The following is a 21644-nucleotide window of genomic DNA, read 5'->3' on the forward strand; positions in this document are numbered from 1 at the left end:
GCTGGCGAAACCTTCTTTTTTGTGATATGATACATCAAAAATCTAGGCAGGCCGCCAATCGGTCTGCCTCTCTAAAGGACTTACCATGGAACAGAAAAAAGAGATGACGAAGGCTCTTTTGGGCGGCGGTTTGAAAGAACTGATGGTATCCCACCCTTTCGAGAAAATCACGATTCGAATGATCACGGATAAAGCCGGGGTCATACGCCCTACCTTCTATAATTATTTTCAGGATAAATATGAATTGTTGGAATGGGTGGTTTGTGAGGAGCTTTTACAGAAAGTAGACGAAATGCTGGGACATCAGATGGAGCGGGAGGCAATGAAGCTTCTATTTGTCTTGATGGAGAAAGAAAAGACTTTTTACAAAAAAGCCTTTCAGGTCACAGGACAAAACTCTTTTGAAAGCATGTTGGAACTGCATTTCTGCCAAATGCTGGAGAAACGCTTAGAGCAGGCCCATTTAAAAGAGAGAACGGACGTCCGTATTCTGAGAAAAGAGGTAGTGGCGAAATATTACGCGATCAGCGTGGTCAATATTTTGAAAGCCTGGCTGTTGGAGAGCGGCGACGCGCTTTCGGCTGAGGACGTGGCGGAAGGCTTTTATTTTATGATTTCCCACTCGATTTTTGACGTACTGGAAAAGGAGGAGTAACATGGAGCAAGCGGCCCTGGTATTGGAGGGAGGCTCCCTGCGCTGTTTGTTTACGGCGGGTGTTTTGGATGTGTTTATGGAAGGCGAGTTGGAATTTCCCTATGTGATCGGCGTGTCGGCCGGGGCGATGAGCGGCTTGAATTATATTTCTCACCAGCCGCGCCGGACGGCCCGGATCAATATTGATTATGTCAATGACAGCCGGTATCTGGGAATGAAGAGCCTGCTTAAGACCCACAGTATATTTAACTTTGACTTCCTGTTTGGAGAACTTTCCGAGGAACTGATTCCCTTTGACGGGAACACGTTTGGGGAGTCGGAAAAGCAATTTGTAGCAGTATCCACCGACTGCGCGGCTGGGACGCCGTTGTATCATAAAAAGGGAGAGAGCGAAGATATTTTGCTTGCGGCAAGGGCCAGCAGCAGTATGCCCCTGTTGGCGCCGATGGTGCGTGTAGACGGCGCGGAATGCCTGGACGGAGGCATCACGAATCCGATTCCTTATCAAAAGGCAATGGAGGACGGTTTTCAGAAAATTGTTTTGATTTTAACCCGTCAGGAAGGATACCGGAAAAAGGCAAGTAAGGCGATGCAGGCGGTCTATCCCCGGTATTATAAAAAATACCCTCAGTTGGTAAAAGCATTACTGCAGATGGAGGAACATTATAACCGTATCCAGGAAGACATTTCTGCTTTGGAGCGGGAGGGGCGGCTTTTTGTGATTCGTCCGGAGGCGCCGGTGTCGGTATCCCGTATCGAAAAGGATACGGAGAAACTGGAGGATCTCTATACGGCAGGCCGCCGGGTCGCTTTTCGGCGGATGAACGCTCTTCAGGACTACTTAAAAGAATAGAAACAGAACAGAAAAAATGGACAAGAGGATTTTTGCTGAGGGCGGCGGAAAGCCTCTTGTCTTTTTATGGCAGTTCGGTTATAATTTCTCTAAATGCAGAAAAAACTGCAGGAGGAGAGGAAATTTACTATGGAAAGAGAAAATTTTAAGTCACGGCTGGGATTTATTTTGATTTCCGCCGGATGTGCCATCGGTATTGGAAACGTTTGGCGTTTTCCCTTCGTAGTCGGAAACCACGGCGGCGGCTTTTTTGTTTTATTTTACCTGTTTTTCCTGATCGCGGTGGGCGTTCCTGTATTGACGATGGAATTCTCGGTGGGACGCGCGAGCCGTCAAAGCGCAGTAAAAGCTTATAAAGTGCTGGAAAAACCGGGGCAAAAGTGGCATATCCACGGCTATATTGCGATGTTTGGCAACTATGTCTTAATGATGTTCTATACGACGGTAGCCGGGTGGATGCTGTACTATTTTTATCGTTATGTGGCGGGAGGAATCGAGCAGTTGGATGGAGACGGCGTAGGGGCGGCCTTTGGCGAGATGCTTTCTAAGCCGGGAACCATGGCCTTCTGGATGCTTCTCATCGTTCTTTTGGGATTTTTCATCTGTTCTCTGGGACTGCAAAAGGGAGTAGAACGGATCACTAAGTGGATGATGCTGGCTCTTTTGGTTCTGATTTTAGTTCTGGCTGTTCACAGCATTCTGCTTCCTGGCGGAGCGGAAGGGTTAAGTTTTTATCTCCTGCCGAACTGGAGCCGGCTGAAAGAGGCTGGCGTCTGGAATACCATCAGTGCGGCGATGAATCAGTCCTTCTTTACCTTGAGCCTTGGCATCGGAGCCATGGCGATTTTTGGCAGCTATCTGGGAAAACAAAAGAGCTTGCTTGGCGAGTCGATGAACATCGCTGCGCTGGATACTTTTGTTGCAATTGTGGCCGGCTTGATTATTTTTCCTGCTTGCTTTACCTACGGAGTAAATCCGGACAGCGGCCCGTCTTTGATTTTTATCACCCTTCCCAATGTATTTAATCAGATGGACGGCGGAAGGCTTTGGGGCGCTTTGTTCTTCCTATTTATGACCTTCGCCGCTTTTTCGACGATCATTGCGGTATTTGAGAACATTATGAGCTGCTGTATGGATCAGTGGCATTGGTCCAGAAAGAAAGCGGCGTTGATCAATGTGGTGGTGATCGGTCTTGCGTCGATGCCCTGCGTGCTGGGATTTAATCTCTGGAGCGGCTTTCAGCCTTTGGGAGCAGGCTCCGGCGTACTGGATTTGGAAGATTTTATCGTCAGCAACTTGTTGCTGCCGGGCGGTTCTCTGGTTTATTTGCTGTTTTGTGTCAGCCGCTTTGGCTGGGGCTTTAAAAATTATCTGGCGGAGGCCAATACCGGCGACGGCGTCAAAGTACCGGCCTGGCTGCGCTTTTATTTCGCTTGGATTTTGCCGATTATCATTTTCATTCTTCTTGTGCAAGGCGTCTGGGGAGTTTTAGCAAAACTGTTTGTATAACGGGGAGGAAACGGGCTTTGGAGATTGCAGTCCTGGATGGATATTCGATGAAAGACCTGGATTGGGGGAAGTTGAAGGCGGTCGGAAACGTTCGGTTTTATGACCGCACGCCCCTGGAACTTTTGCGGGAGCGGATTGGGGAAGCAGAGATTGTCCTTACCAACAAAGTGGTTTTGGACGAGGCGATTCTTTCGCAGTGTCCATCGCTCCGTTATATCGGCGTCACAGCCACCGGATACAATATCGTGGATGTGGAAGCCGCCCGCAAAAGAGGCATTGTGGTGACCAATGTGCCGGCTTACGGCACGGAGTCGGTCAGCCAGTTTACCATGGCGCTTCTTTTGGAGCTCTGTTATCATGTAGGGCTTCACGCGGAGAGTGTCCGGCAGGGCGAGTGGATCGCGTCTCATGATTTTTGTTACTGGAAAGCCCCGCTGTCACTGCTGACGGGGAAAACTTTAGGGATTCTTGGATATGGAAAGATCGGAAAAAGGGTCGCCGCTTTAGCCCAGGCTTTTGGCATGCATGTCCTTGTGACCACGCCCCATCCAAATCCGGATGAGGCCGAAGCAGGGATTCAATTCGCGGCTTGGGAGGAACTTCTGGCCAAGGCCGACGTGATTTCCCTTCATTGTCCGCTGACAGAAAAAACATCCGGTATTATTTGCCGGGAGAGCATCGAAAAGATGAAGGACGGCGTTTGGATTTTGAATGTATCCAGAGGGCCGTTGGTGGTAGAAGCGGATCTGAGAGACGCATTGTTGTCCGGAAAAGTGGCGATGGCTGCCTGCGATGTGATTGGGTCGGAGCCGATGCCGCCGGACAGTTTGCTGCGGGACGTTCCCAATCTGCTGGTTACTCCTCATATTGCCTGGGCGGCGGATGAGGCAAGAAAAAAGCTGTTGGAGATTACGATCGAGAACGTGCTGGCCTTTCTAACCGGAAATCCGGTCCATGTAGTATCTTGATGATGTGGGGCTAAAAAGTCTCTGTGTGAAGAATGTGTCGGCATATTTTGTATTTGCAGGAGCATTAGTACTTCTTCGATTCCGGAAATTTGTATTATGAACAAAAATAAGACTGTTTGAGCGCAGCGAGTTTCTTATTTTTGTGAATGCTTTTTATAAATTACCGGAATCCTAGAAGTACTCGCTCCGAAACCCTACAAAATATGCCGACACATTCTTCACACAGAGACTTTTTGTCCATTGCATTATCTTGATAAGGGGAAAGTAAAAATGATCTGCGATGAAAATCCTTGACAAATACGAAAAATACCGATAGTATAATTGTATTAGTATGATAATACATGTGATGGGAGGAAGTAGCGCGGATGGCTTGGAATTTAATTGCAGACAGGCCGATTTATCTTCAGCTGATGGAAGAAATTGAACTCCGGGTTGTGACAGGCGTTTATGGGCCTGGAGAGAAGCTGCCCTCCGTGCGGGACTTGGCTGCTGAGGCTGCGGTCAATCCGAATACGATGCAAAGGGCTTTGGCTGAGTTGGAATCGACCGGCGTGGTAAACACCCAGAGAACCAGCGGGCGTTTTGTGACGCAGGATGCAGAGCTTTTGGAATCCTATCGGAAACGGTTAGCAGAGCAGTATATTCAGGAATTTTTGAAGAAAGTGGAGCCGCTTGGATATCCGCCGGAAACAGTGCTGGAGATGGTGAAACAAATCAGGCAGGAGGGGAACGGATGACGCTGATTTTAGAATGTCGGAATCTGACAAAACAATATGGGCAAAAGACCGTCCTAAGCGGAGTAAATCTACAAATTCCAAGAGGGCGTATCGTTGGGTTGTTGGGACCCAACGGCAGTGGCAAAACGACGCTGATTAAAATAACGACCGGACTTTTGACTCCTACTGCGGGAGAAGTTTTTATCGACGGATTTCCGGTTGGGGTACAGACAAAGAAAGTCGTATCCTACCTGCCTGAGTATACCTATCTTCCTCTTGCGATGAAGGTAAAGGACGCCTTGCACTATTTTACGGATTTTTATGAGGATTTTGACTGGGAACGGGCCAGCATGATGCTGGAACATTTGAATATTGATCTTTCTCAGAGTATGAGAACCATGTCCAAGGGGACCAAGGAAAAGGTACAATTGGTTTTGGTGATGAGCAGAAGAGCGTCCCTTTATATTTTGGATGAGCCCATCGGCGGCGTGGACCCGGCGGCGCGGGATTATATTTTGCGGACGATTATCACAAACTTTGAGCCAAACGCCACTGTACTGATATCTACTCACCTGATCGCGGATATTGAACAGGTATTGGATGACGTGATCTTTTTGAAATATGGGCGGATTGTGGAGGCTGGCGATGCGGAATCGATTCGGCTCAAGGCTGGAAAGTCCATTGACGCTTTGTTCCGGGAGGTGTTTCGATGCTAGGAAAGCTGTGGAAGTATGATTGTAAGGCCACCTGGCTGTATCTGGTGCTGAGCTATGTGATTTTGGTCGGTTATACGCTGATATTGAAATTGACCGGTATTGATCTTGAGATGCCGTTTCATGTGGCGGGCGTTGTAGGGCTGATGCGAATTTTCCTCTATATAGGCTTTGTCATTGTGGCGATTGCCGTGCAGTTGTTTACCTATGTGCAGGTGATCCGCAGGTTTTATAAAAATATGTTTTCCCATGAGGGATATCTGACCAATACTTTGCCCGTAAAGCCGTGGGAGCTCTTGGTCTCCAAGGTGTTAAGCGGAAGCTTTTGGATGATAGCGACTACCCTGGTTTTGTTGTTCTGCCTGACGATATTGGGAACGGCGCTTCCCTACGAGGCGCGCGGTTTATTGGTCGGCATTTTTCGGGATATTTGGCATAATCTGCCGGATTCTACCATTGTTCTGACTGCGATATTACTGATTGTATCGCCTTTTCAGACGATCCTGATTTACTATGCCTGTATCTGCGTAGGGCAGCTGTTTCCCAAAATGCGGATTTTGGCCGCGGTCCTTATTTATCTGGGCTATTCTTTGGTAGAAGGCGTTGTGGGGTCTCTGTTTTCTGCGCTTTTGATGGATGTGATGGATCCATATGGAACTGTAGAGTTGGTGTTTGCCACTATTTATACGTTTGTGACGATTGCGGCAGGATATTTTGTTTGTCATTGGGTGTTGACGCGTCACTTGAATTTGGAATAGCGAATAGGTTGTTTTCCTCCTGGGAATCCTGTAAAAAAGACAAGATTTCCAGGAGGAATTTTTTATGGAGACAAAAAAGGTAGTAATTGCGCTGGGCGGCAATGCGTTGGAAGAAAAGGGAAAACCGTCTACGGCGGAAAGCCAATTGAGCGTTGTAAAAAAGACGGCGGAGAAATTGGCGAAAATCAGCGCGGCTGGATTTGAGATTGCCATCGTACATGGAAATGGTCCCCAGGTAGGACGGATTCTTCTGGCATCCGAGACGGCCCACAATGTGACGCCTAAAATGCCCTTCGACGTCTGCGGAGCCATGAGCCAGGGATATATCGGCTATCATATCCAGCAAGCGATGAAAGCAGCTTTAAATCGGGAGGGGCGCGGAGATATTCCGGTGGTTTCTCTGGTGACTCAGGTGGTTGTCGACGAGAAGGACGACGCATTCCAGAATCCGACCAAGCCCATCGGTATTTTTTATTCGAAGGAAGAAGCGGAGAAATTGGAGCAGGAAAGCGGCTATGTGATGAAAGAAGACGCGGGCCGTGGCTACCGCCGGGTGGTTCCGTCTCCAAAGCCAAAGGAAATTGTGGAATTTGAGACCTTAAAGCGTTTGTGGGATTCTACGATTGTGATCCTTTGCGGTGGAGGCGGCGTGCCAGTGATCAAACGGCCGGATGGCATTTTGGAAGGCGTGGCTGCCGTGATCGACAAGGATCTGGCCGCTGGGCTTGTGGCCCAGTCGATTGGGGCGGACGTGCTGATGATCCTGACTGAAGTGGAACGGGTTTCCATTCATTTTCGGCAGCCGGACCAGCAGGATTTGCCGGAGATGACCATTGCCGAGGCGGAAAAATATATGGACGAAGAGGAATTTGCGCCGGGAAGTATGCTGCCGAAGGTGCAGGCGGCGGTAGAGTTCGTGAAATCCAAAGAAGGACGAGTCGCGGTCATTACTTCCTTGGATAAAGCGTTGGAAGCGCTGGAAGGAAAAGCTGGGACAAAGGTGGTATCCGGAAAATAGCTTTAAGAAAGTGATTGCAAAACAGACGTTTTCCTTGTATGATTCTGATATGTATATGGAATAGGAAGCGGAATGGAGATTGTCAATGAAAGAAAAGCCAGACAAACGAGAAAAACGAAGGAGATTGTCCCTGCTTCTCTCCATTGTATTAATTTTTTGTATTTGGGGGACGATTATATACGCAATATCGAAGAAAACATCCCAGGAGATGTCGGAATCTGCTATTCAGAATCTAAGCGAAAGTCTTGATCTCATCCAGAGTACCATCGAGGCAATTCTGCAAAGCGAGGCAGAGTTTCAGATACTGATCGCTCAGGAGATCGCGCGAGTGGAGGATCCGGAGGCTTATGTGCGTACCTTTGAGAAAAACCAAACGATGGCGAAGCTATCGCTGATCCGGACGGGGAAAACAGAAGGTGTGTCCAGCACCGGAGAGGTGTTTACCGAGGAGGAACTGGATTTTTCTGCAGGCGGAAGAATCGAAGGACTGGAGATTTCCCAGTCCTACATAAATTATATGGGGACGTGGTCTTACACGATAAAATGTCCGGTTGAGCAAAATGGGCAGGTGATCGGGAATCTTTATGCTGAATACATTTACGATGCGATCGACAAATCTCTTCCCAATGGGTTTTACAATAAGCAGGCGTCGCTGTATATTATGGATGCCGAAAGCAAGCGGTTTGTTCTAAAACCGAAGGGGATGGGACAGCGAGAGGCAGGTCATCTGAATTTGGATGATTTCTATCGAGCCAATAACATTCAGGACACAGAGATTCAAAGAGAGGTGGTAGAGTGCCTGGAGAGTGGTCGGAATATCCTATTCTATCATGACATCCGAGATATACAAGCGCTTAATTATATGTGGTCGGTCAATGATGGGACAATTTTTTTGGTAGGATATGTGCCTGTCGAGGCTATCCAGCGAGAAGGTCAGACGGTCAATCGGAGTATTTTGATTGTTGTGGCTTCCATGCTGGCGGCGTTTTTTCTGTGTATTGTTCTGTATTACTTTAATTGGAAGCAACAGGATAAAATCAGGAGAGAGCGGGAAGAAGAGAGGAAGGTCTATAATCAACAGCTGGCGGAAGCGCTGCAGGCGGCTCAGATTGCTAGTGAATCGAAAACCACATTTCTCTCCAATATGTCCCATGATATCCGCACACCGATGAATGCAGTGCTGGGGTTTACGACGCTCCTGGCCAAGGACGCGGAAAATCCGTTAAAGGTGCGGGAATATACAAAAAAGATCATGGCTTCCGGCCAGCACTTGCTTAGCCTGATCAACGACATTTTGGACGTCTCAAAAATTGAGAGTGGAAAGGTCGTGCTCAACTATGAGAAATTTGCGCTTAACGATGTGATTTCCTCTGTGGAGACCATCATTCAGCCGATGGCTAAGGCAAGAGGGCAGGAGTTTCATCTGGAAGTGACGGGTATCCGATACGAGTACCTGGAGGGTGATGAAACGCGGCTGAATCAGATTTTAATCAATCTCCTCTCCAACGCTGTAAAATATACGCCGGAGGGTGGAGACATTTGGTTTCGCGTGATTGGGCTGAAACAGCGATCCAGCCAATATGAATCCATCCGGATCGAGGTGGAGGATAATGGCTATGGCATGACGCCGGAATACCTGAAAACGATCTTTGACGCCTTTACCAGAGCAGAGAACAGTACGACAAACAAGGTCCAGGGAACAGGGCTTGGCATGGCGATCACCAAGAGTATCGTGGATTTGATGGGCGGAACGATCGATGTTTTTAGCGAGGTGAACCGTGGAACTCTTTTCCGGGTTGATTTGGAACTTCGCATTCTAGAGGCGCAGCCGGGGGATAAGAATAAAGAATTAGAGATTGGGGAGGAGGAGGATTTATCTGGTCTGCACTTCCTCGCTGCAGAAGATAATGAGATTAACGCGGAGATCTTAGTGGAACTTTTGGATCTGGAAGGGGCCTCTTGCGAGATTGTTGAAAATGGCCAGTTGGCAGTGGAGCGTTTCCGTCAGGCGGCGGAAGGGGAATTTGACGCGATTTTGATGGATGTTCAGATGCCGGTAATGAATGGACACGAGGCTGCAAGAGCCATCCGTTCTCTAAAGCGGGACGATGCTGGGAGCGTGCCGATCATCGCTATGACGGCGAATGCGTTTGCCGAGGATGAAAAGGCAGCTCTGGACGCTGGTATGGACGCCCATGTGGCAAAGCCGTTGGATATGGAACTATTAAAGAAAGTAATCAAACAATGTGCCAGGCGAAAGGAGACACCATGAGAAAATGGGGAAAAAAAGCTGCTCAGAGATGGATCACACTCTGCCTGACAGGACTGCTGATTTTACCATTAGCTTCCTGCGGAAACAATGAAAAAGCAAAGAATTTGGTTTCGGAGAAAGAAGAGAATGAGCGGATCGTGAATCTATTCAGCCCGATGGAGAAGGTGGATCCGAACGCGAAAAATGTGGCAAGGAGCGCGTCAGATTTGACGATCGCGATGGCAGAGGAAGAACTGGGCGTGACTGTAGCCTACAAGACCTATACGGCGGAAGACTATCGGGACAAGACCTATGACGATGTTACCCTTGAGAGGGCGCGCAACAATATGGATGATCTATACCTGCTGAATCCGGATACCCTTTTGGCTCTGGGAGCAGAGGGAGCGCTGATGGATTTATCGGGGCTTGACAGCGCGAAGAATTTGCGGGAGATTATCCGGACCGCGAACACCGTGGATGGGAAGCTGGTGGCGATTCCCCAGGAAGTGGTTGCTTATGGTCTATTCGTCAACAAAACCATGTTTGACCAGTATCATCTGGAGCTGCCGCAGACGCCGGATGAATTTTTGGAGTGCTGCCGGGTATTTCAAGAGAATGGAATCAAGACGCCCATCGGCGCAAACCGCTGGTGGCTGGAAACTTTTGTTTTTGCCCAGGCTTATGCGGATTTATACAACGGCGGGAATACGGAAGCGGAGATTGCCGCTTTGAACAGTGGAGAGAGTAGATACAGCGATTATATGCGCTCTGGTTTTGAATTTCTCAAGGAGCTCATTGACCGCGGCTATATCGATGCCAAGACTGCCAGCGTCAGCGAAGCGATCGAGGCGGAACGGCCGGATTTTTTGGCGGGAAAGACGCCCATCGTCATGGCTTACTGGGGAGCGGCAAACACGGAAACCGCTTATGGGAAAACGGACTTTGAGATGCAGGTGATCGGTTTTCCCAGCAGCCGGGGGCAGATGCCGGTGATGCCGATGACCGGGTTTGGTATCGGCGCAAATGCCGAGCACGCGGAGGATGCGCTTCGGATTATGGATATTATTGTTTCTGACAGAGCGCTTCAAGTCTATTCGGAGACAAACCGGGTGATTTCACCGTCCAAAAACGTGAAGGTGGATTGTGTTCCTGCGCTGCGGCCCTTGAACAATCGAATTGAGGAGGGCGTTTATGTCTTAGGCTCCAATGCGAGTATGAAGGTGGAGCAGTGGGGAAATACTTGCCTGATCGTGCGGGAACTGCTAAACGGCGCTACGGTGGACGAGTGTATGGCGGCCTTTGACGCGCTGCAGGATGCGACGCTGGGCTAGGCTAAACGGGTAGGCTGGTGTTAATGAAGAGATAGAATTCCGATGTCAAAAGGCTTCTTTACGAGAAGCTTTTTGACATCGGAATTTCATATAGGGAAAAAACGTTTGTTATTTTCCGAACAGAGCTGCTGCCTGGGCCATATTTTCCATGATGGACACGTGGAAGGGGCATCGCTTTTCGCATGCGCCGCAGCGGATACATTCTCCGGCATGGTGAGGAAGAAGATTGTAATGTTCCCGCACGGTTTCCGGCACCATCCCTTGCGCTTTGGCTAAGTGAAAAAACTTGGTAACAGCTGCCACGTCGATTTGTTTCGGACAGGGAGCGCAATGGCTGCAGTACATGCAATGCCCTTCCCAGCTGATATTAGGAAAAGAGGCGAAGACCGGCGCATAGTCTTTTTCCTCTTCCGTGGCATTCTCATAGGCCGCGCTTTCTTGAAGCTGTTCTATAGAGTGAGCTCCTGCCAGCACGGTGGCTACGCCGGGGCGCGTCAGGGCATAGTGGATACAGTGATTGGTGGTCAGGGCTTTTCCGGCCAGGGAAAGGGAGGCGTCCAGCAGGTCTCCTCCGCCAAAGGCTTTCATGACCGTAATGCCGACTCCCAAACGCTGGCAGGTTTCGTATAGTTCTTGGCGTTCCGGATCCATATTGATGAGATGTCTTTGATAATTTTTTTCATCCCATAAGGCCTCCACGTCTTCCGTGGCAGGCTGCAAATCGTAGCAAGGGTTAATGCTGAACATGAGAACTTCAATAAAACCGCTCTTGACCGCGGCGAGAGCTACTTGGGGGTTGTGGCTGCTTAAGCCAATATGATGGATGACGCCGGAGGCTTTTAGTTCTTTTGCATATTCTAAAATTGGCCCGTTTTGTATCGTATTCCAATCGTCGATGGAATCTACATAGTGAATCATACCAACGTCGATGTAATCGGTCTGAAGCAAAGAAAGCATTTCTTCCATGCCCGCTTTTACTTCTTCGATTTTTCGTGAGCGCATATACTGGCCGTTTTTCCAGATGGAACAGATGTGGGATTGAAGGATAAATTTGTCCCTTCTGCCTTTTAACGCGCGGCCGACGCTGGCGCGTACTTCCGGGTCTGATGTGTAAAGATCAAAATAATTGATTCCGAGTTTCTCAGCGGCATCCAAGAGGCGCTTGGTATTTTGGCAATTATCCTCGGAAAAACCTTCGCAGCCCATACCAATCTCGCTGACGGAGAGGCCGGTAGTTCCTAAATTTCTGTATTGCATGAAGTCCTCCGTTTCTTTTTTGGTGAAATTTTCTTTGAGGGTATTATACCGAATTTTTGTTGGTATGGCAATTGGGACTTGCGCATATCTATATTAGATCATGAAAGCCGATTGCTGCGTCCTCCGGACTCCCGCAATCGCCAGACACACAAGCGATTCCATGAAAGCCGATTGCTGCGTCCTTCGGACTCCTGCAATCGCGAGTCATGCAAGTAATTCCATGAAAGCCGATTGCTGCGTCCTTCGGACTCCCGCAATCGCCAGACGTATTCGCAAGTAAGGCTGGGGCCTTACTTGCTCATGCGTCTTAGCTCGTCCGATAGCCATAGGGAGAGATATGCGAGCACATCTCTCCCTATGGCTGCCGTCCGAGGCTTTCATGGAAAATTGTGCGACATTTATAAATAATCAATGGGAATTCGACATGAAAAAGCTGGTAAATACGCGGAAATCTGAGGAATTGACAATGTTTGACAAGTTTAAAACAATACTTGTAAAAACAAAAAAACTGTATTATTATAATAAAGATGTATGATAAGCTGTCCTCATTTATTGGTTGGAGGAGGGAGGACAGGAAGAAAGGAGTAGAAGATGAGTACTGGTACAGGAACGTTTAAAGGCGGTATTCACCCTTACGATGGGAAAGACCTATCGAAGGATCTGCCGACCTTGACTGTTATGCCAAAGGGTGATCTGGTGTTCCCCATGGCACAGCAGCATCTGGGCGCTCCCTCGCGGCCGATCGTTGCAGTTGGCGATAAGGTTTTGATGGGGCAGCGGATCGGGGAGGCCTCCGGTTTTATTTCCGCTCATATCTGCAGCTCAGTATCCGGAACGGTAAAGGCCATTGAGCCTCGGCTTACGCCCAGCAGTGCGATGGTGGAATCCATTGTCATTGAGAATGACGGACAGTATACCCCGGCTCCTGGCGTCGGCGAGAAAAAAGATTATACGAAGATGTCAAAGGAGGAAATCCGTACTGCAGTGAAAGATGCCGGTGTGGTCGGTATGGGCGGCGCTGGATTCCCCACCCATGTAAAAATCACTCCCAAAGATGACAATGCGATTGACTACATCATTGCCAACTGTGCGGAATGCGAGCCTTATCTGACTTCCGATTACCGGATGATGTTGGAGGAGCCGGATCGTTTGATCGGCGGTTTGAATGTGATCGTAAGTCTGTTCCCCAACGCAAAAGGCGTAATCGCCGTGGAGGATAATAAACCCGATGCGATTAAACTTCTTCAGGAGAAGGTAAAGGATGAGCCGAAGATCGAAGTTCAGGTCCTGAAAACGAAATATCCGCAAGGCTCCGAGCGTCAGCTGATCTATGCCTGCACCGGAAGAAAGATCAATTCTTCGATGCTTCCTGCCGATGCCGGATGTATCGTGGATAACTGTGATACGGTGATCGCTATTTACCGCGCCGTTTGCGAATCCACGCCGCTGATGCGCCGTGTGGTGACCGTGACCGGAGATGCGGTGAATAAACCTCGAAATGTGATTGTAAAGACGGGTACTATGTACCGTGAACTTTTGGAATATGTAGACGGCTTCAAATGCGAGCCGGAAAAAGTGATCTCTGGCGGCCCGATGATGGGCCAGGCACAGACTAGCCTGGATGTGCCGGTGACGAAGATTTCTTCTGCGCTGCTGTGTATGGAAAAAGATCCGGTTGCTCAATATGAGAGCAGCCATTGTATCCGCTGCGGCCGCTGCGTAGCTGCATGTCCGAGCCGTCTGGTACCGCAGAAGATGTATGAATGCTCTATTCGTGGCGATATCGATACCTTTGCCAAACTGGATGGTATGGAGTGCTTCGAATGCGGCGCCTGCACCTATGTATGTCCGGCCAAGCTGCGCTTGACTCAGTCCTTTAAGCAGAGCCGCCGCGCCGTACAGGATGCAAGAAGAAAAGCCCAGGCTGCGGCTCAGGCTGCAAAAGCCGAAGCGGAAGCAAAGGCAAAAGCTGAGGCGGAAGCAAAGAAAGAAGGAGGTGAGAAGGCATGAGTCAGTTGTTTCATGTGTCCACCAATCCCCATGCGGTGAGCAAGGATACGACCAGCAACCTGATGTTGGACGTCATCTTAGCCCTGATTCCGACCACCGCCTTTGGGATTTATCATTTTGGATGGTATGCGGGAGTGATCGTGCTGGTCTGCGTGGCTTCGTGCGTGGCTTCTGAATACATATGGGAAAAAGCGATGAAAAAAACCTTGACTGTGAAAGACTACAGCGCAGTGCTGACTGGTCTTTTGTTAGGGTTGAATCTGCCTCCGACGGTGCCGATCTGGATTCCGATCATTGGCGGAGCCTTCGCGATTATTATTGTAAAACAGCTTTACGGCGGTATCGGTCAGAACTTTATGAACCCGGCGCTGGGCGCACGGTGTTTCCTGATTCTGGCGTTTGCCGGTTTGATGAATAATTTTGCGGTAGACGGCGTGTCTTCGGCTACCCCTCTGGCGGCGTTAAAGGCCGGCGAGACGGCGAATTTGGCCGATATGTTCTTTGGCTTCACCCCTGGCGTTATCGGAGAGACCTCCGCAGCCTTGATTTTGATCGGCGGTCTGTTCCTGATTGTCCGCAAGGTGATTACCTGGGATATTCCGGTTGTATATATCGGAACGTTCGCCGTGTTTATGCTGCTTTTTGGCGGCCACGGCTTTGATCTGACCTACCTTGCCTGCGAGATCTGCGGCGGCGGTCTGATGCTTGGCGCTTTCTTCATGGCCACCGACTATGTGACCAGCCCGATTACCCCGAAGGGCAGAATCGTATTTGCCGTTTTGTTGGGTATTTTGACCGGAGTGTTCCGTACCTTTGGAAATATGGCCGAGGGCGTTTCCTTTGCCATCATCATCGGCAATATTTTGGTTCCGCTGATTGAGAAAGTTACGCTTCCCAAGGCTTTTGGAAGGGAGGGCAAATAAATGAAATCCGATAAGATTATAAAAAATGCCCTGATCCTGTTTGGAATTGCCGTGATCCTCAGCGCACTTTTAGGAATTGTCAATGAGATCACCAAAGACCGGATTGCGGAGCAGAATCAGCTGAAAAAAGAGACTGCTTATAAACAGGTTTGTCAGGAGGCTGCCACGATTCCGGAAGACGACGAGTTAAAAGCGCTTGTAGAGCAGAGCGCCGGCGCCTTGAAGGAAAAAGGATTTGAGGGCATTGAGATCAACGATGCTAGACCTGCTATGGACGCTTCCGGCAATGTGATTGCATATGCCCTTGACATTACCACGGCAAACGGCTACGGCGGAGATATCAATATGTCACTGGGTATCAGCACTGACGGCACGATCACCGGTCTGGAGATCATCTCCAACAGCGAGACGGCCGGCCTTGGAGCCAACTGTGCCAAGGATACCTTTAAGGGCCAGTTCGCCGGAAAACAGTCGGAAGAGCTGACCTATGTAAAAACCGGTGATGCCGGCGACAGCGAGATCAATGCGATCAGCTCCGCGACGATCACCACAAAAGCAGTGACCGGCGCTGTCAATGCGGGCCTGTATTTCGCCTATGAGTGCATCGGCGTAGGAAAGTAAGGAGGGAGGATAAGATGAAAAAATATGTATCGGCGTTGACCAACGGACTCATCAAAGAAAATCCCACCTTCGTCCTGATGTTAGGTATGTGCCCGACTCTTGCGGTGACGACCTCTGCCATCAACGGTATCGGCATGGGCCTGTCGACGACGGCGGTTTTGATGATGTCTAACTTGCTGATCGGCCTTCTGCGGAACGTGATTCCGGATAAGGTTCGTATCCCGGCGTTTATTGTAATTATCGCTTCGTTCGTAACAATTGTGGATTTGATGCTTCAGGCATTTGTACCCAGCGTCTATGAGGCGCTCGGAATCTATATTCCATTGATCGTAGTAAACTGTATCATCTTTGGCCGTGCGGAAGCATTCGCCAGCAAAAACGGCCCGGTGATTTCGCTCTTTGACGGTATCGGCATGGGCCTTGGCTTTACCTGTGCGATTACGATCATTGGTCTGGTTCGTGAATTCCTTGGCGCCGGAACGCTGTTCGGCGTGGAAGTATTGACGAAGATTCCGGGATATACCCCGGCGGCCATTTTCATCATGGCACCCGGAGCATTCTTTGTTCTGGCCGTGTTGACCGCGCTTCAGAATAAGTTCAAAGCGCCCAGCGCGACCAATAACGAGCAGGGATGCGATACCATTGCCTGCGGCGGAAATTGTTCCAATTGCGCCGGAAGCCTCTTTGTCAGCAATAAAGCGGTGATTGAAAAGGCCAAGGCGGAGCAGGAAGCGAAGCTGGCGGCTGAGAAGGCAGCGAAGGCGGCCGCGGCGAAAGCGGCGAAGGAAGCCGCAGAGAAAAAGCCGGAGGAATAGGAGGATAAGAGAAAATGATTGGTGAATTGATTTTACTGCTCGTAGGAGCGGCTCTGGTCAACAATGTTATCCTCAGCCAGTTCCTGGGGCTGTGTCCGTTCCTTGGCGTTTCCCGTAAAGTGGAGACGGCGGCTGGCATGGGCGCGGCGGTTGTATTCGTTATTACCATCGCATCTGCAGTCTGCAGCGCGATTTATCTGTTGATTTTGGAACCGGCCCATCTGACCTACTTGAACACGATTGTGTTTATTTTAGTCATTGCGGCTCTGGTTCAGTTGGTGGAAATGATTCTGAAAAAGATGATGCAGTCCTTGTACAGCGCCCTTGGAATCTATCTGCCCTTGATTACGACCAACTGCGCCGTGCTTGGCGTGGCTTTGCTGAACGTACAGAAGTATGCGGATTATACGGGCGGCAAAATGATGGTATTTTCCATCGTCAACGGTCTTGGAACTTCTCTTGGTTTCTGTATCGCCATTGTGTTGATGGCCGGAATCCGGGAGAGAATTGAGAACAATGATATTACCAGCTCCTTCCGCGGGCAGCCTATCGTTCTGGTTACGGCCGGCTTGATGGCAATCGCCTTCTGCGGATTCGCCGGCGTTATTTAAGGAGGAGACGAACATGGATGCAAATATGATTCTATTGGCAGTCGCCGTTGTCGGCGGCGTCGGCCTGCTGATCGGTCTGCTCCTGGGAGTGGCCGGTAAGAAATTTGCCGTACAGGTGGATGAGCGGGTGGAAAAGGTCCGTGAGCATCTGGCGGGCAGTAACTGCGGCGGATGCGGCCTGGCCGGCTGCGACGCCTGCGCGGAAGCAATGGTGGCCGGTACGGCGGCTCCTAACGCCTGTGCGCCGGCCGGAGCAGAAAATGCCAAGGCCATCGGTGAGATCCTTGGCGTGGCAGTGGAAGTTGGCGATAAGAAAGTCGCCTTTGTCCGCTGTGCCGGAACCTGTGATAAAACCGTTATGAAGTCCCAGTACTTTGGAATTCACGATTGCCAGAAGGCGTCAATGATTCCTGGGGGAACAGACAAAGCTTGCAACTATGGCTGCATGGGCTTCGGCTCCTGTGTGAATGCCTGCAAATATGATGCGATCCACATCGTAAATGGTGTGGCTGTTGTGGACCCGGAGAAGTGCGTTGCCTGCGGCGCGTGTACTTCGGCCTGTCCGAAGAGCTTGATTGTTCTGGTCCCTGCCAAGGCGGAGCACCTGGTACAGTGCAGCAATCGCGAGAAAGGCAAGGCTGTGAAAGCCGTCTGTGCGGCCGGCTGTATCGGCTGTGGAATCTGCCAGAAAAACTGTGAGTTCGAGGCGGTGACGATCACCAATAATCTGGCTTCTATTGATCCGGAAAAATGCACGAACTGTGGTAAATGCGCCGAGAAGTGTCCGGTGAAGGTGATTCGTTAAAATTATTTTTCGTTGACAAAGGTGTATATTGCTTTTGTTATACGGAAAGAATAAATGCCATTGGAGAGCAGGAGCCTTCCTGGTCTGGATTTGAAATCTGGACGGGGAAGGCTCCGCTTGATTTTGCTTGATTTTTTTCGGAAAAAGCCTTGCGAATTTTTTCTTTTTATGCTATAATTTTCCGGTCTAAAAATCACGTGTGTGGATTATCCGGTCGGTGCCGTAAGGTCTCCGGAAGCGGAAGCACACGGAAGAAAAACCAAATGGAGGAAAAGACATGAGCGTAATTTCTATGAAGCAGCTGCTGGAAGCAGGCGTGCACTTCGGACACCAGACCAGAAGATGGAACCCTAAGATGGCTCCCTACATCTACACAGAGAGAAACGGGATCTATATCATCGATCTGCAGAAATCTGTGGGTAAGGTGGACGAGGCTTACAATGCGATTGTAAACCTGGTAAAGGACGGCGGGACGATCCTGTTTGTCGGAACCAAGAAACAGGCCCAGGACGCCATTCAGTCTGAGGCGGAGCGCTGCGGTATGTATTTTGTAAATCAGAGATGGCTCGGCGGTATGCTGACCAACTTTAAGACGATCCAGAGCCGGATCGGCCGTCTGAGAACGATTGAGAAGATGGCGGAGGACGGAACCTTTGACGTACTTCCGAAGAAGGAAGTCATTGCTCTGAAAAAAGAGTGGGATAAGCTGGAGAAGAACCTGGGCGGAATCAAGAACATGAAGAAGATGCCCGATGCGATCTTTATTGTTGATCCGAAGAAAGAGAGAATCTGCGTTCAGGAAGCCCATGCACTGGGAATCCCGCTGATTGGTATCGCGGATACCAACTGTGATCCGGAAGAGCTGGATTATGTGATTCCGGGAAATGACGACGCGATCCGCGCTGTGAAGCTGATTGTTTCCAAGATGGCGGACGCTGTTATCGAGGGCAGCCAGGGCGAGCAAATGGTGGACAGCGAGCTGGAAGCAGAGAGTGAAGAGTTTGTAGCGGAAGAAACCGAGACCGAAGCGGAGGAGAACTAATTATGGCAACAGTTACAGCTGCAATGGTAAAAGAGCTGCGGGAGATGACCGGAGCTGGCATGATGGATTGCAAGAAGGCTCTCAGCAATACCGATGGCGATATGGAGAAGGCAGTAGAGTTCCTGAGAGAAAAGGGACTGGCTGCAGCGGCGAAGAAAGCCGGCAGAATTGCTGCGGAAGGTCTGGTTAAGACTTTGGTGGACGGCGATAAGAAAGCCGTTGTTGTTGAAGTAAACAGTGAGACCGACTTCGTAGCGAAGAACGCAGATTTCCAGGCGTATGTAGCGGAAGTGGCCGCTCAGGCCTTAAAGACCAAGGCAGAGACCATCGAAGAGTTTATGGCAGAGCCCTGGGAGTTAGATCCCACGAAGACCGTGGAGCAGGAGTTGTCCAGTAAAGTAGCCGTAATTGGTGAGAAGCTGAGCATCCGCCGTTTTGCGAAGATGGAAATTGAAAATGGCTGCGTGGTATCCTATATCCATGGCGGCGGCCGTATCGGCGTGCTGGTAGAGGCGGAGACCGATGTGGTAAACGACGCTGTGAAGGAAGCGCTGAAGAACGTGGCGATGCAGATCGCTGCCCTGAAGCCTCAGTATGTCAGCCGTGACGAGATCTCCGACGAGTTCATCGAGAAGGAGAAAGAGATTCTGAAGACCCAGGCGAAGAACGAGATGCCCGACAAGCCGGATAACATCATTGACAAGATGATCGTTGGCCGTCTGAACAAGGAACTGAAAGAGTTTTGCCTGTTAGATCAGCAGTATGTAAAAGACGGCGATCTGACCGTTGGCAAGTATCTGCAGCAGGTGTCCAAGGAAGTCGGCGCTGCGGTAACGGTGAAGAAATTCGTCCGTTTTGAGACCGGCGAGGGCATGCAGAAGAAGGAAGAGAACTTTGCAGAAGAAGTAGCAAAGCAGATGGGACAGTAAACTTCTGAGAGAAATTGATTTATAAGCCCCTGAAAATCCCAAGAAATGGGTATTTTCAGGGGCTTTTTGCGCTAGAAGGAGAGGTTTATAACTTAATAGAAGCTCCAGTTTTTAATATCGTGAATTATGGAATATATACACAGTTTAAGGACAAGATGTACTGAGGATTTATCCAATGGAAATTATGATAGCGTGATAACAAAGTCGAGAACATTGATGGAGGAAATTTTCTTATATGTTTTGGAAAATGAAAAAGTTAATGTTAAGATGAATGGTGATTTGACGCAGTATTATGGAAAGATAAAAGAGAAGTACGGATTGAATCAAAGCAGCGATATTGACAACAGAATTAATAGCTTATTTAGTGGTTTGGAAAGAATAGTAAGGGCGATTGCTGAATTAAGAAATAAAACCAGTGATAGTCATGGAGCTGGACAAAAGCGGTATGCAATCAGAGAGCATGAAGCAAGGCTTGTTATTCCCCAATTATTGTAAGTTCACATGATGTGCATTTGGACTCGGATTATGTGCAATGGATTCACGATATTAAGGAACGGTTCCGAAGTACACAGATAAGGGCTGCGATAAAAGTAAATTCTGAACAGCTCCTATTCAATTGGCAGCTGGGACGAGATCTTGTTATGCGTAAAGTGGAAAAGAAATGGGGAAGTGGCATTGTTGAACAGCTGAGTCTTGATTTAAAAAATGAGTTTCCTGATATAAAAGGTTTTGGCACTACGAATCTTTGGTATATGAAAAAATGGTATATGTTTTATGCAGGTGGTGATGTAGAAAAACTCCAACGGCTTATTGGAGAAATCCAAGCACAGATTTCATCAATTCAACCAAGAAAGGAGCAGATTGGAAAAAATATAAGCGAAGAAAGACTCCAACAAGTTATTGGAGAATTTCCTTTTCCTAATTTTTTTGCATATGTTCCATGGGGACACCATATTGACATTATTACAAAATGTAATTCTATAGAAGAGGCTTTGTTTTATATATGCAAAACAATAGAAGAGGGTTGGAGCAGAATATTACTAGGTTTTTGCTGGAACTTGGAACGGGGTTTGCATTTATTGGAAGACAAAAAGAGATTGTAGTTTCAGGAAAAACTCGAAAGATCGATATGTTGTTTTATCATATTCGTCTTAAGTGTTATGTAGTGGTTGAGCTAAAGGCTGTTTCCTTTGAGCCGGAATTTGCTGGAAAGTTAAATTTTTATGTAAATGCGGTGAACGACCTTATCCGAACTCCGGATGAAAATCCTACAATAGGATTGTTGATCTGCAAAGATAAAGATCAGACGGAAGTACAGTGGGCATTTCATGGAATCCAGACGCCGATGGGTGTTGCCTCTTATGATAACATTAGATTGGAAGAAATTAAGAAGCAACTGCCTACGGAGAAAGAAATTCAGCGGCGTATTGAATTGGCGGAAGAAGAATTTAATTTGAATAGAAAAAAATAGGCAACCGTGGATTGTAGAAAGTTCGCAAAGCAGATGGAATAGGTGAATTTATGCGTCCAATAGAACGAGAAAAATTGGGTGCATGAGTCAAATGAGCGGAAAATTTTGTATCAATGCTGGTAGGATATGTTCTATTCTACCAGTTATTTTATGTAGAAAGGGAAATTTGGAAGGATTTTCCGGGCTGTAGTATGGTTACGATTGATATTTTAGCGAAAGCTGTAAAAAAGGTTGAGAAATAGTTGTCAAATAATAAGATTTGTTGTATTATAATAAATTGGAAGAATTATTATATTGGTAAGAACAGAAATATCTTGGGAAACATCTGCATAGAGCAGTGTTTTGCAGGAGTTTTTTGATCTTGATATAAAGTGAGCCCGACTATAAA

The 21644-nt window shown here is 48.6% G+C and carries 22 protein-coding genes; 21 read left to right on the top strand and 1 reads right to left on the bottom strand.

The window, feature by feature from the left end; all coding sequences use genetic code 11:
- The first annotated feature begins 85 nt into the window (after positions 1-85).
- From ACCC71_RS05335 to ACCC71_RS05380, 10 genes are all read left to right on the top strand, one after another.
- Positions 86-655, top strand: coding sequence for a TetR/AcrR family transcriptional regulator C-terminal domain-containing protein (locus ACCC71_RS05335; RefSeq protein WP_434311386.1), 570 nt, complete (start codon positions 86-88; stop codon positions 653-655).
- A gap of 1 nt (position 656) precedes the next feature.
- Positions 657-1508: a patatin-like phospholipase family protein gene (locus ACCC71_RS05340; protein WP_434311387.1), complete on the top strand. Its 852-nt coding sequence runs from the start codon at positions 657-659 to the stop codon at positions 1506-1508.
- A gap of 129 nt (positions 1509-1637) precedes the next feature.
- Positions 1638-3017, top strand: a complete 1380-nt coding sequence (locus ACCC71_RS05345; RefSeq protein ID WP_434311388.1) for a sodium-dependent transporter — start codon at positions 1638-1640, stop codon at positions 3015-3017.
- Positions 3018-3034: 17 nt separating this feature from the next.
- Positions 3035-3985: a D-2-hydroxyacid dehydrogenase gene (locus ACCC71_RS05350; protein ID WP_434311389.1), complete on the top strand. Its 951-nt coding sequence runs from the start codon at positions 3035-3037 to the stop codon at positions 3983-3985.
- A 365-nt stretch (positions 3986-4350) separates the two neighbouring features.
- Positions 4351-4722, top strand: coding sequence for a GntR family transcriptional regulator (locus ACCC71_RS05355; protein ID WP_434311390.1), 372 nt, complete (start codon positions 4351-4353; stop codon positions 4720-4722).
- Positions 4719-5417, top strand: a complete 699-nt coding sequence (locus ACCC71_RS05360) for an ABC transporter ATP-binding protein (protein ID WP_434311391.1) — start codon at positions 4719-4721, stop codon at positions 5415-5417. The genes ACCC71_RS05355 and ACCC71_RS05360 overlap by 4 nt, the downstream gene beginning before the upstream one ends.
- On the top strand, positions 5411-6172 hold the full coding sequence (locus ACCC71_RS05365; RefSeq protein WP_434311392.1) for a hypothetical protein: 762 nt from the start codon (positions 5411-5413) through the stop codon (positions 6170-6172). The genes ACCC71_RS05360 and ACCC71_RS05365 overlap by 7 nt, the downstream gene beginning before the upstream one ends.
- A gap of 64 nt (positions 6173-6236) precedes the next feature.
- The gene (arcC, locus tag ACCC71_RS05370) at positions 6237-7190 is read left to right on the top strand and encodes a carbamate kinase (RefSeq protein ID WP_434311393.1); all 954 of its coding nucleotides are present in this window, start codon (positions 6237-6239) and stop codon (positions 7188-7190) included.
- An 85-nt stretch (positions 7191-7275) separates the two neighbouring features.
- A complete protein-coding gene (locus tag ACCC71_RS05375) occupies positions 7276-9462 on the top strand; it encodes a hybrid sensor histidine kinase/response regulator (RefSeq protein ID WP_434311394.1) in 2187 nt (728 codons plus the stop codon).
- A complete protein-coding gene (locus tag ACCC71_RS05380) occupies positions 9459-10772 on the top strand; it encodes an ABC transporter substrate-binding protein (RefSeq protein ID WP_434311395.1) in 1314 nt (437 codons plus the stop codon). Before ACCC71_RS05375 ends, ACCC71_RS05380 begins: the two co-directional genes overlap by 4 nt.
- Before the next feature lie 108 nt (positions 10773-10880).
- Here the strand turns inward: ACCC71_RS05380 and ACCC71_RS05385 are convergent, their stop codons facing one another.
- Positions 10881-12029 (bottom strand): aldo/keto reductase, encoded by a 1149-nt coding sequence (locus ACCC71_RS05385; protein ID WP_434311396.1) that lies wholly within the window; start codon positions 12027-12029, stop codon positions 10881-10883.
- A gap of 591 nt (positions 12030-12620) precedes the next feature.
- On the opposite strand from ACCC71_RS05385, the gene rsxC reads away from it, so the two are divergent.
- From rsxC to ACCC71_RS05440, 11 genes are all read left to right on the top strand, one after another.
- Positions 12621-14039 (top strand): electron transport complex subunit RsxC, encoded by a 1419-nt coding sequence (gene rsxC / locus ACCC71_RS05390; protein WP_434311397.1) that lies wholly within the window; start codon positions 12621-12623, stop codon positions 14037-14039.
- Complete coding sequence (locus ACCC71_RS05395; RefSeq protein WP_434311398.1) at positions 14036-14962, top strand: RnfABCDGE type electron transport complex subunit D; 927 nt, start codon at positions 14036-14038, stop codon at positions 14960-14962. The genes rsxC and ACCC71_RS05395 overlap by 4 nt, the downstream gene beginning before the upstream one ends.
- Positions 14963-15583, top strand: a complete 621-nt coding sequence (locus tag ACCC71_RS05400; RefSeq protein ID WP_434311399.1) for an RnfABCDGE type electron transport complex subunit G — start codon at positions 14963-14965, stop codon at positions 15581-15583.
- A 14-nt stretch (positions 15584-15597) separates the two neighbouring features.
- Entirely contained in the window at positions 15598-16398 is an 801-nt protein-coding gene (rsxE, locus tag ACCC71_RS05405; protein WP_434311400.1) for an electron transport complex subunit RsxE, read from the top strand.
- Between the two features lie 17 nt (positions 16399-16415).
- The gene (locus tag ACCC71_RS05410) at positions 16416-17009 is read left to right on the top strand and encodes an electron transport complex protein RnfA (protein ID WP_434311813.1); all 594 of its coding nucleotides are present in this window, start codon (positions 16416-16418) and stop codon (positions 17007-17009) included.
- Positions 17010-17022: 13 nt separating this feature from the next.
- On the top strand, positions 17023-17814 hold the full coding sequence (locus tag ACCC71_RS05415) for an RnfABCDGE type electron transport complex subunit B (protein WP_434311401.1): 792 nt from the start codon (positions 17023-17025) through the stop codon (positions 17812-17814).
- A gap of 277 nt (positions 17815-18091) precedes the next feature.
- Positions 18092-18856, top strand: a complete 765-nt coding sequence (rpsB, locus tag ACCC71_RS05420; RefSeq protein ID WP_434311402.1) for a 30S ribosomal protein S2 — start codon at positions 18092-18094, stop codon at positions 18854-18856.
- A 2-nt stretch (positions 18857-18858) separates the two neighbouring features.
- Positions 18859-19785, top strand: a complete 927-nt coding sequence (gene tsf / locus ACCC71_RS05425; RefSeq protein WP_434311403.1) for a translation elongation factor Ts — start codon at positions 18859-18861, stop codon at positions 19783-19785.
- A gap of 216 nt (positions 19786-20001) precedes the next feature.
- Positions 20002-20280 (top strand): abortive infection family protein, encoded by a 279-nt coding sequence (locus ACCC71_RS05430; protein ID WP_434311404.1) that lies wholly within the window; start codon positions 20002-20004, stop codon positions 20278-20280.
- Between the two features lie 32 nt (positions 20281-20312).
- The gene (locus ACCC71_RS05435; RefSeq protein ID WP_434311814.1) at positions 20313-20888 is read left to right on the top strand and encodes a DUF1016 N-terminal domain-containing protein; all 576 of its coding nucleotides are present in this window, start codon (positions 20313-20315) and stop codon (positions 20886-20888) included.
- The gene (locus tag ACCC71_RS05440) at positions 20789-21256 is read left to right on the top strand and encodes a PDDEXK nuclease domain-containing protein (RefSeq protein WP_434311405.1); all 468 of its coding nucleotides are present in this window, start codon (positions 20789-20791) and stop codon (positions 21254-21256) included. The genes ACCC71_RS05435 and ACCC71_RS05440 overlap by 100 nt, the downstream gene beginning before the upstream one ends.
- Positions 21257-21644 lie beyond the last annotated feature (388 nt).

The organism is Hominifimenecus sp. rT4P-3 (assembly GCF_051055405.1).
GTDB lineage: Bacteria > Bacillota > Clostridia > Lachnospirales > Lachnospiraceae > Pseudolachnospira.

What these genes read in the sequence shown, in the direction of transcription:
- ACCC71_RS05335 (WP_434311386.1), top strand. Translation starts at nt 86, where the DNA reads ATGGAACAGAAAAAAGAGATGACGAAGGCTCTTTTGGGCGGCGGTTTG.
- ACCC71_RS05340 (WP_434311387.1), top strand. Translation starts at nt 657, where the DNA reads ATGGAGCAAGCGGCCCTGGTATTGGAGGGAGGCTCCCTGCGCTGTTTG.
- ACCC71_RS05345 (WP_434311388.1), top strand. Translation starts at nt 1,638, where the DNA reads ATGGAAAGAGAAAATTTTAAGTCACGGCTGGGATTTATTTTGATTTCC.
- ACCC71_RS05355 (WP_434311390.1), top strand. Translation starts at nt 4,351, where the DNA reads ATGGCTTGGAATTTAATTGCAGACAGGCCGATTTATCTTCAGCTGATG.
- ACCC71_RS05360 (WP_434311391.1), top strand. Translation starts at nt 4,719, where the DNA reads ATGACGCTGATTTTAGAATGTCGGAATCTGACAAAACAATATGGGCAA.
- ACCC71_RS05365 (WP_434311392.1), top strand. Translation starts at nt 5,411, where the DNA reads ATGCTAGGAAAGCTGTGGAAGTATGATTGTAAGGCCACCTGGCTGTAT.
- arcC (WP_434311393.1), top strand. Translation starts at nt 6,237, where the DNA reads ATGGAGACAAAAAAGGTAGTAATTGCGCTGGGCGGCAATGCGTTGGAA.
- ACCC71_RS05375 (WP_434311394.1), top strand. Translation starts at nt 7,276, where the DNA reads ATGAAAGAAAAGCCAGACAAACGAGAAAAACGAAGGAGATTGTCCCTG.
- ACCC71_RS05380 (WP_434311395.1), top strand. Translation starts at nt 9,459, where the DNA reads ATGAGAAAATGGGGAAAAAAAGCTGCTCAGAGATGGATCACACTCTGC.
- ACCC71_RS05385 (WP_434311396.1), bottom strand. Translation starts at nt 12,029, where the DNA reads ATGCAATACAGAAATTTAGGAACTACCGGCCTCTCCGTCAGCGAGATT.
- rsxC (WP_434311397.1), top strand. Translation starts at nt 12,621, where the DNA reads ATGAGTACTGGTACAGGAACGTTTAAAGGCGGTATTCACCCTTACGAT.
- ACCC71_RS05395 (WP_434311398.1), top strand. Translation starts at nt 14,036, where the DNA reads ATGAGTCAGTTGTTTCATGTGTCCACCAATCCCCATGCGGTGAGCAAG.
- ACCC71_RS05400 (WP_434311399.1), top strand. Translation starts at nt 14,963, where the DNA reads ATGAAATCCGATAAGATTATAAAAAATGCCCTGATCCTGTTTGGAATT.
- rsxE (WP_434311400.1), top strand. Translation starts at nt 15,598, where the DNA reads ATGAAAAAATATGTATCGGCGTTGACCAACGGACTCATCAAAGAAAAT.
- ACCC71_RS05415 (WP_434311401.1), top strand. Translation starts at nt 17,023, where the DNA reads ATGGATGCAAATATGATTCTATTGGCAGTCGCCGTTGTCGGCGGCGTC.
- rpsB (WP_434311402.1), top strand. Translation starts at nt 18,092, where the DNA reads ATGAGCGTAATTTCTATGAAGCAGCTGCTGGAAGCAGGCGTGCACTTC.
- tsf (WP_434311403.1), top strand. Translation starts at nt 18,859, where the DNA reads ATGGCAACAGTTACAGCTGCAATGGTAAAAGAGCTGCGGGAGATGACC.
- ACCC71_RS05430 (WP_434311404.1), top strand. Translation starts at nt 20,002, where the DNA reads ATGGAGGAAATTTTCTTATATGTTTTGGAAAATGAAAAAGTTAATGTT.
- ACCC71_RS05440 (WP_434311405.1), top strand. Translation starts at nt 20,789, where the DNA reads ATGCAAAACAATAGAAGAGGGTTGGAGCAGAATATTACTAGGTTTTTG.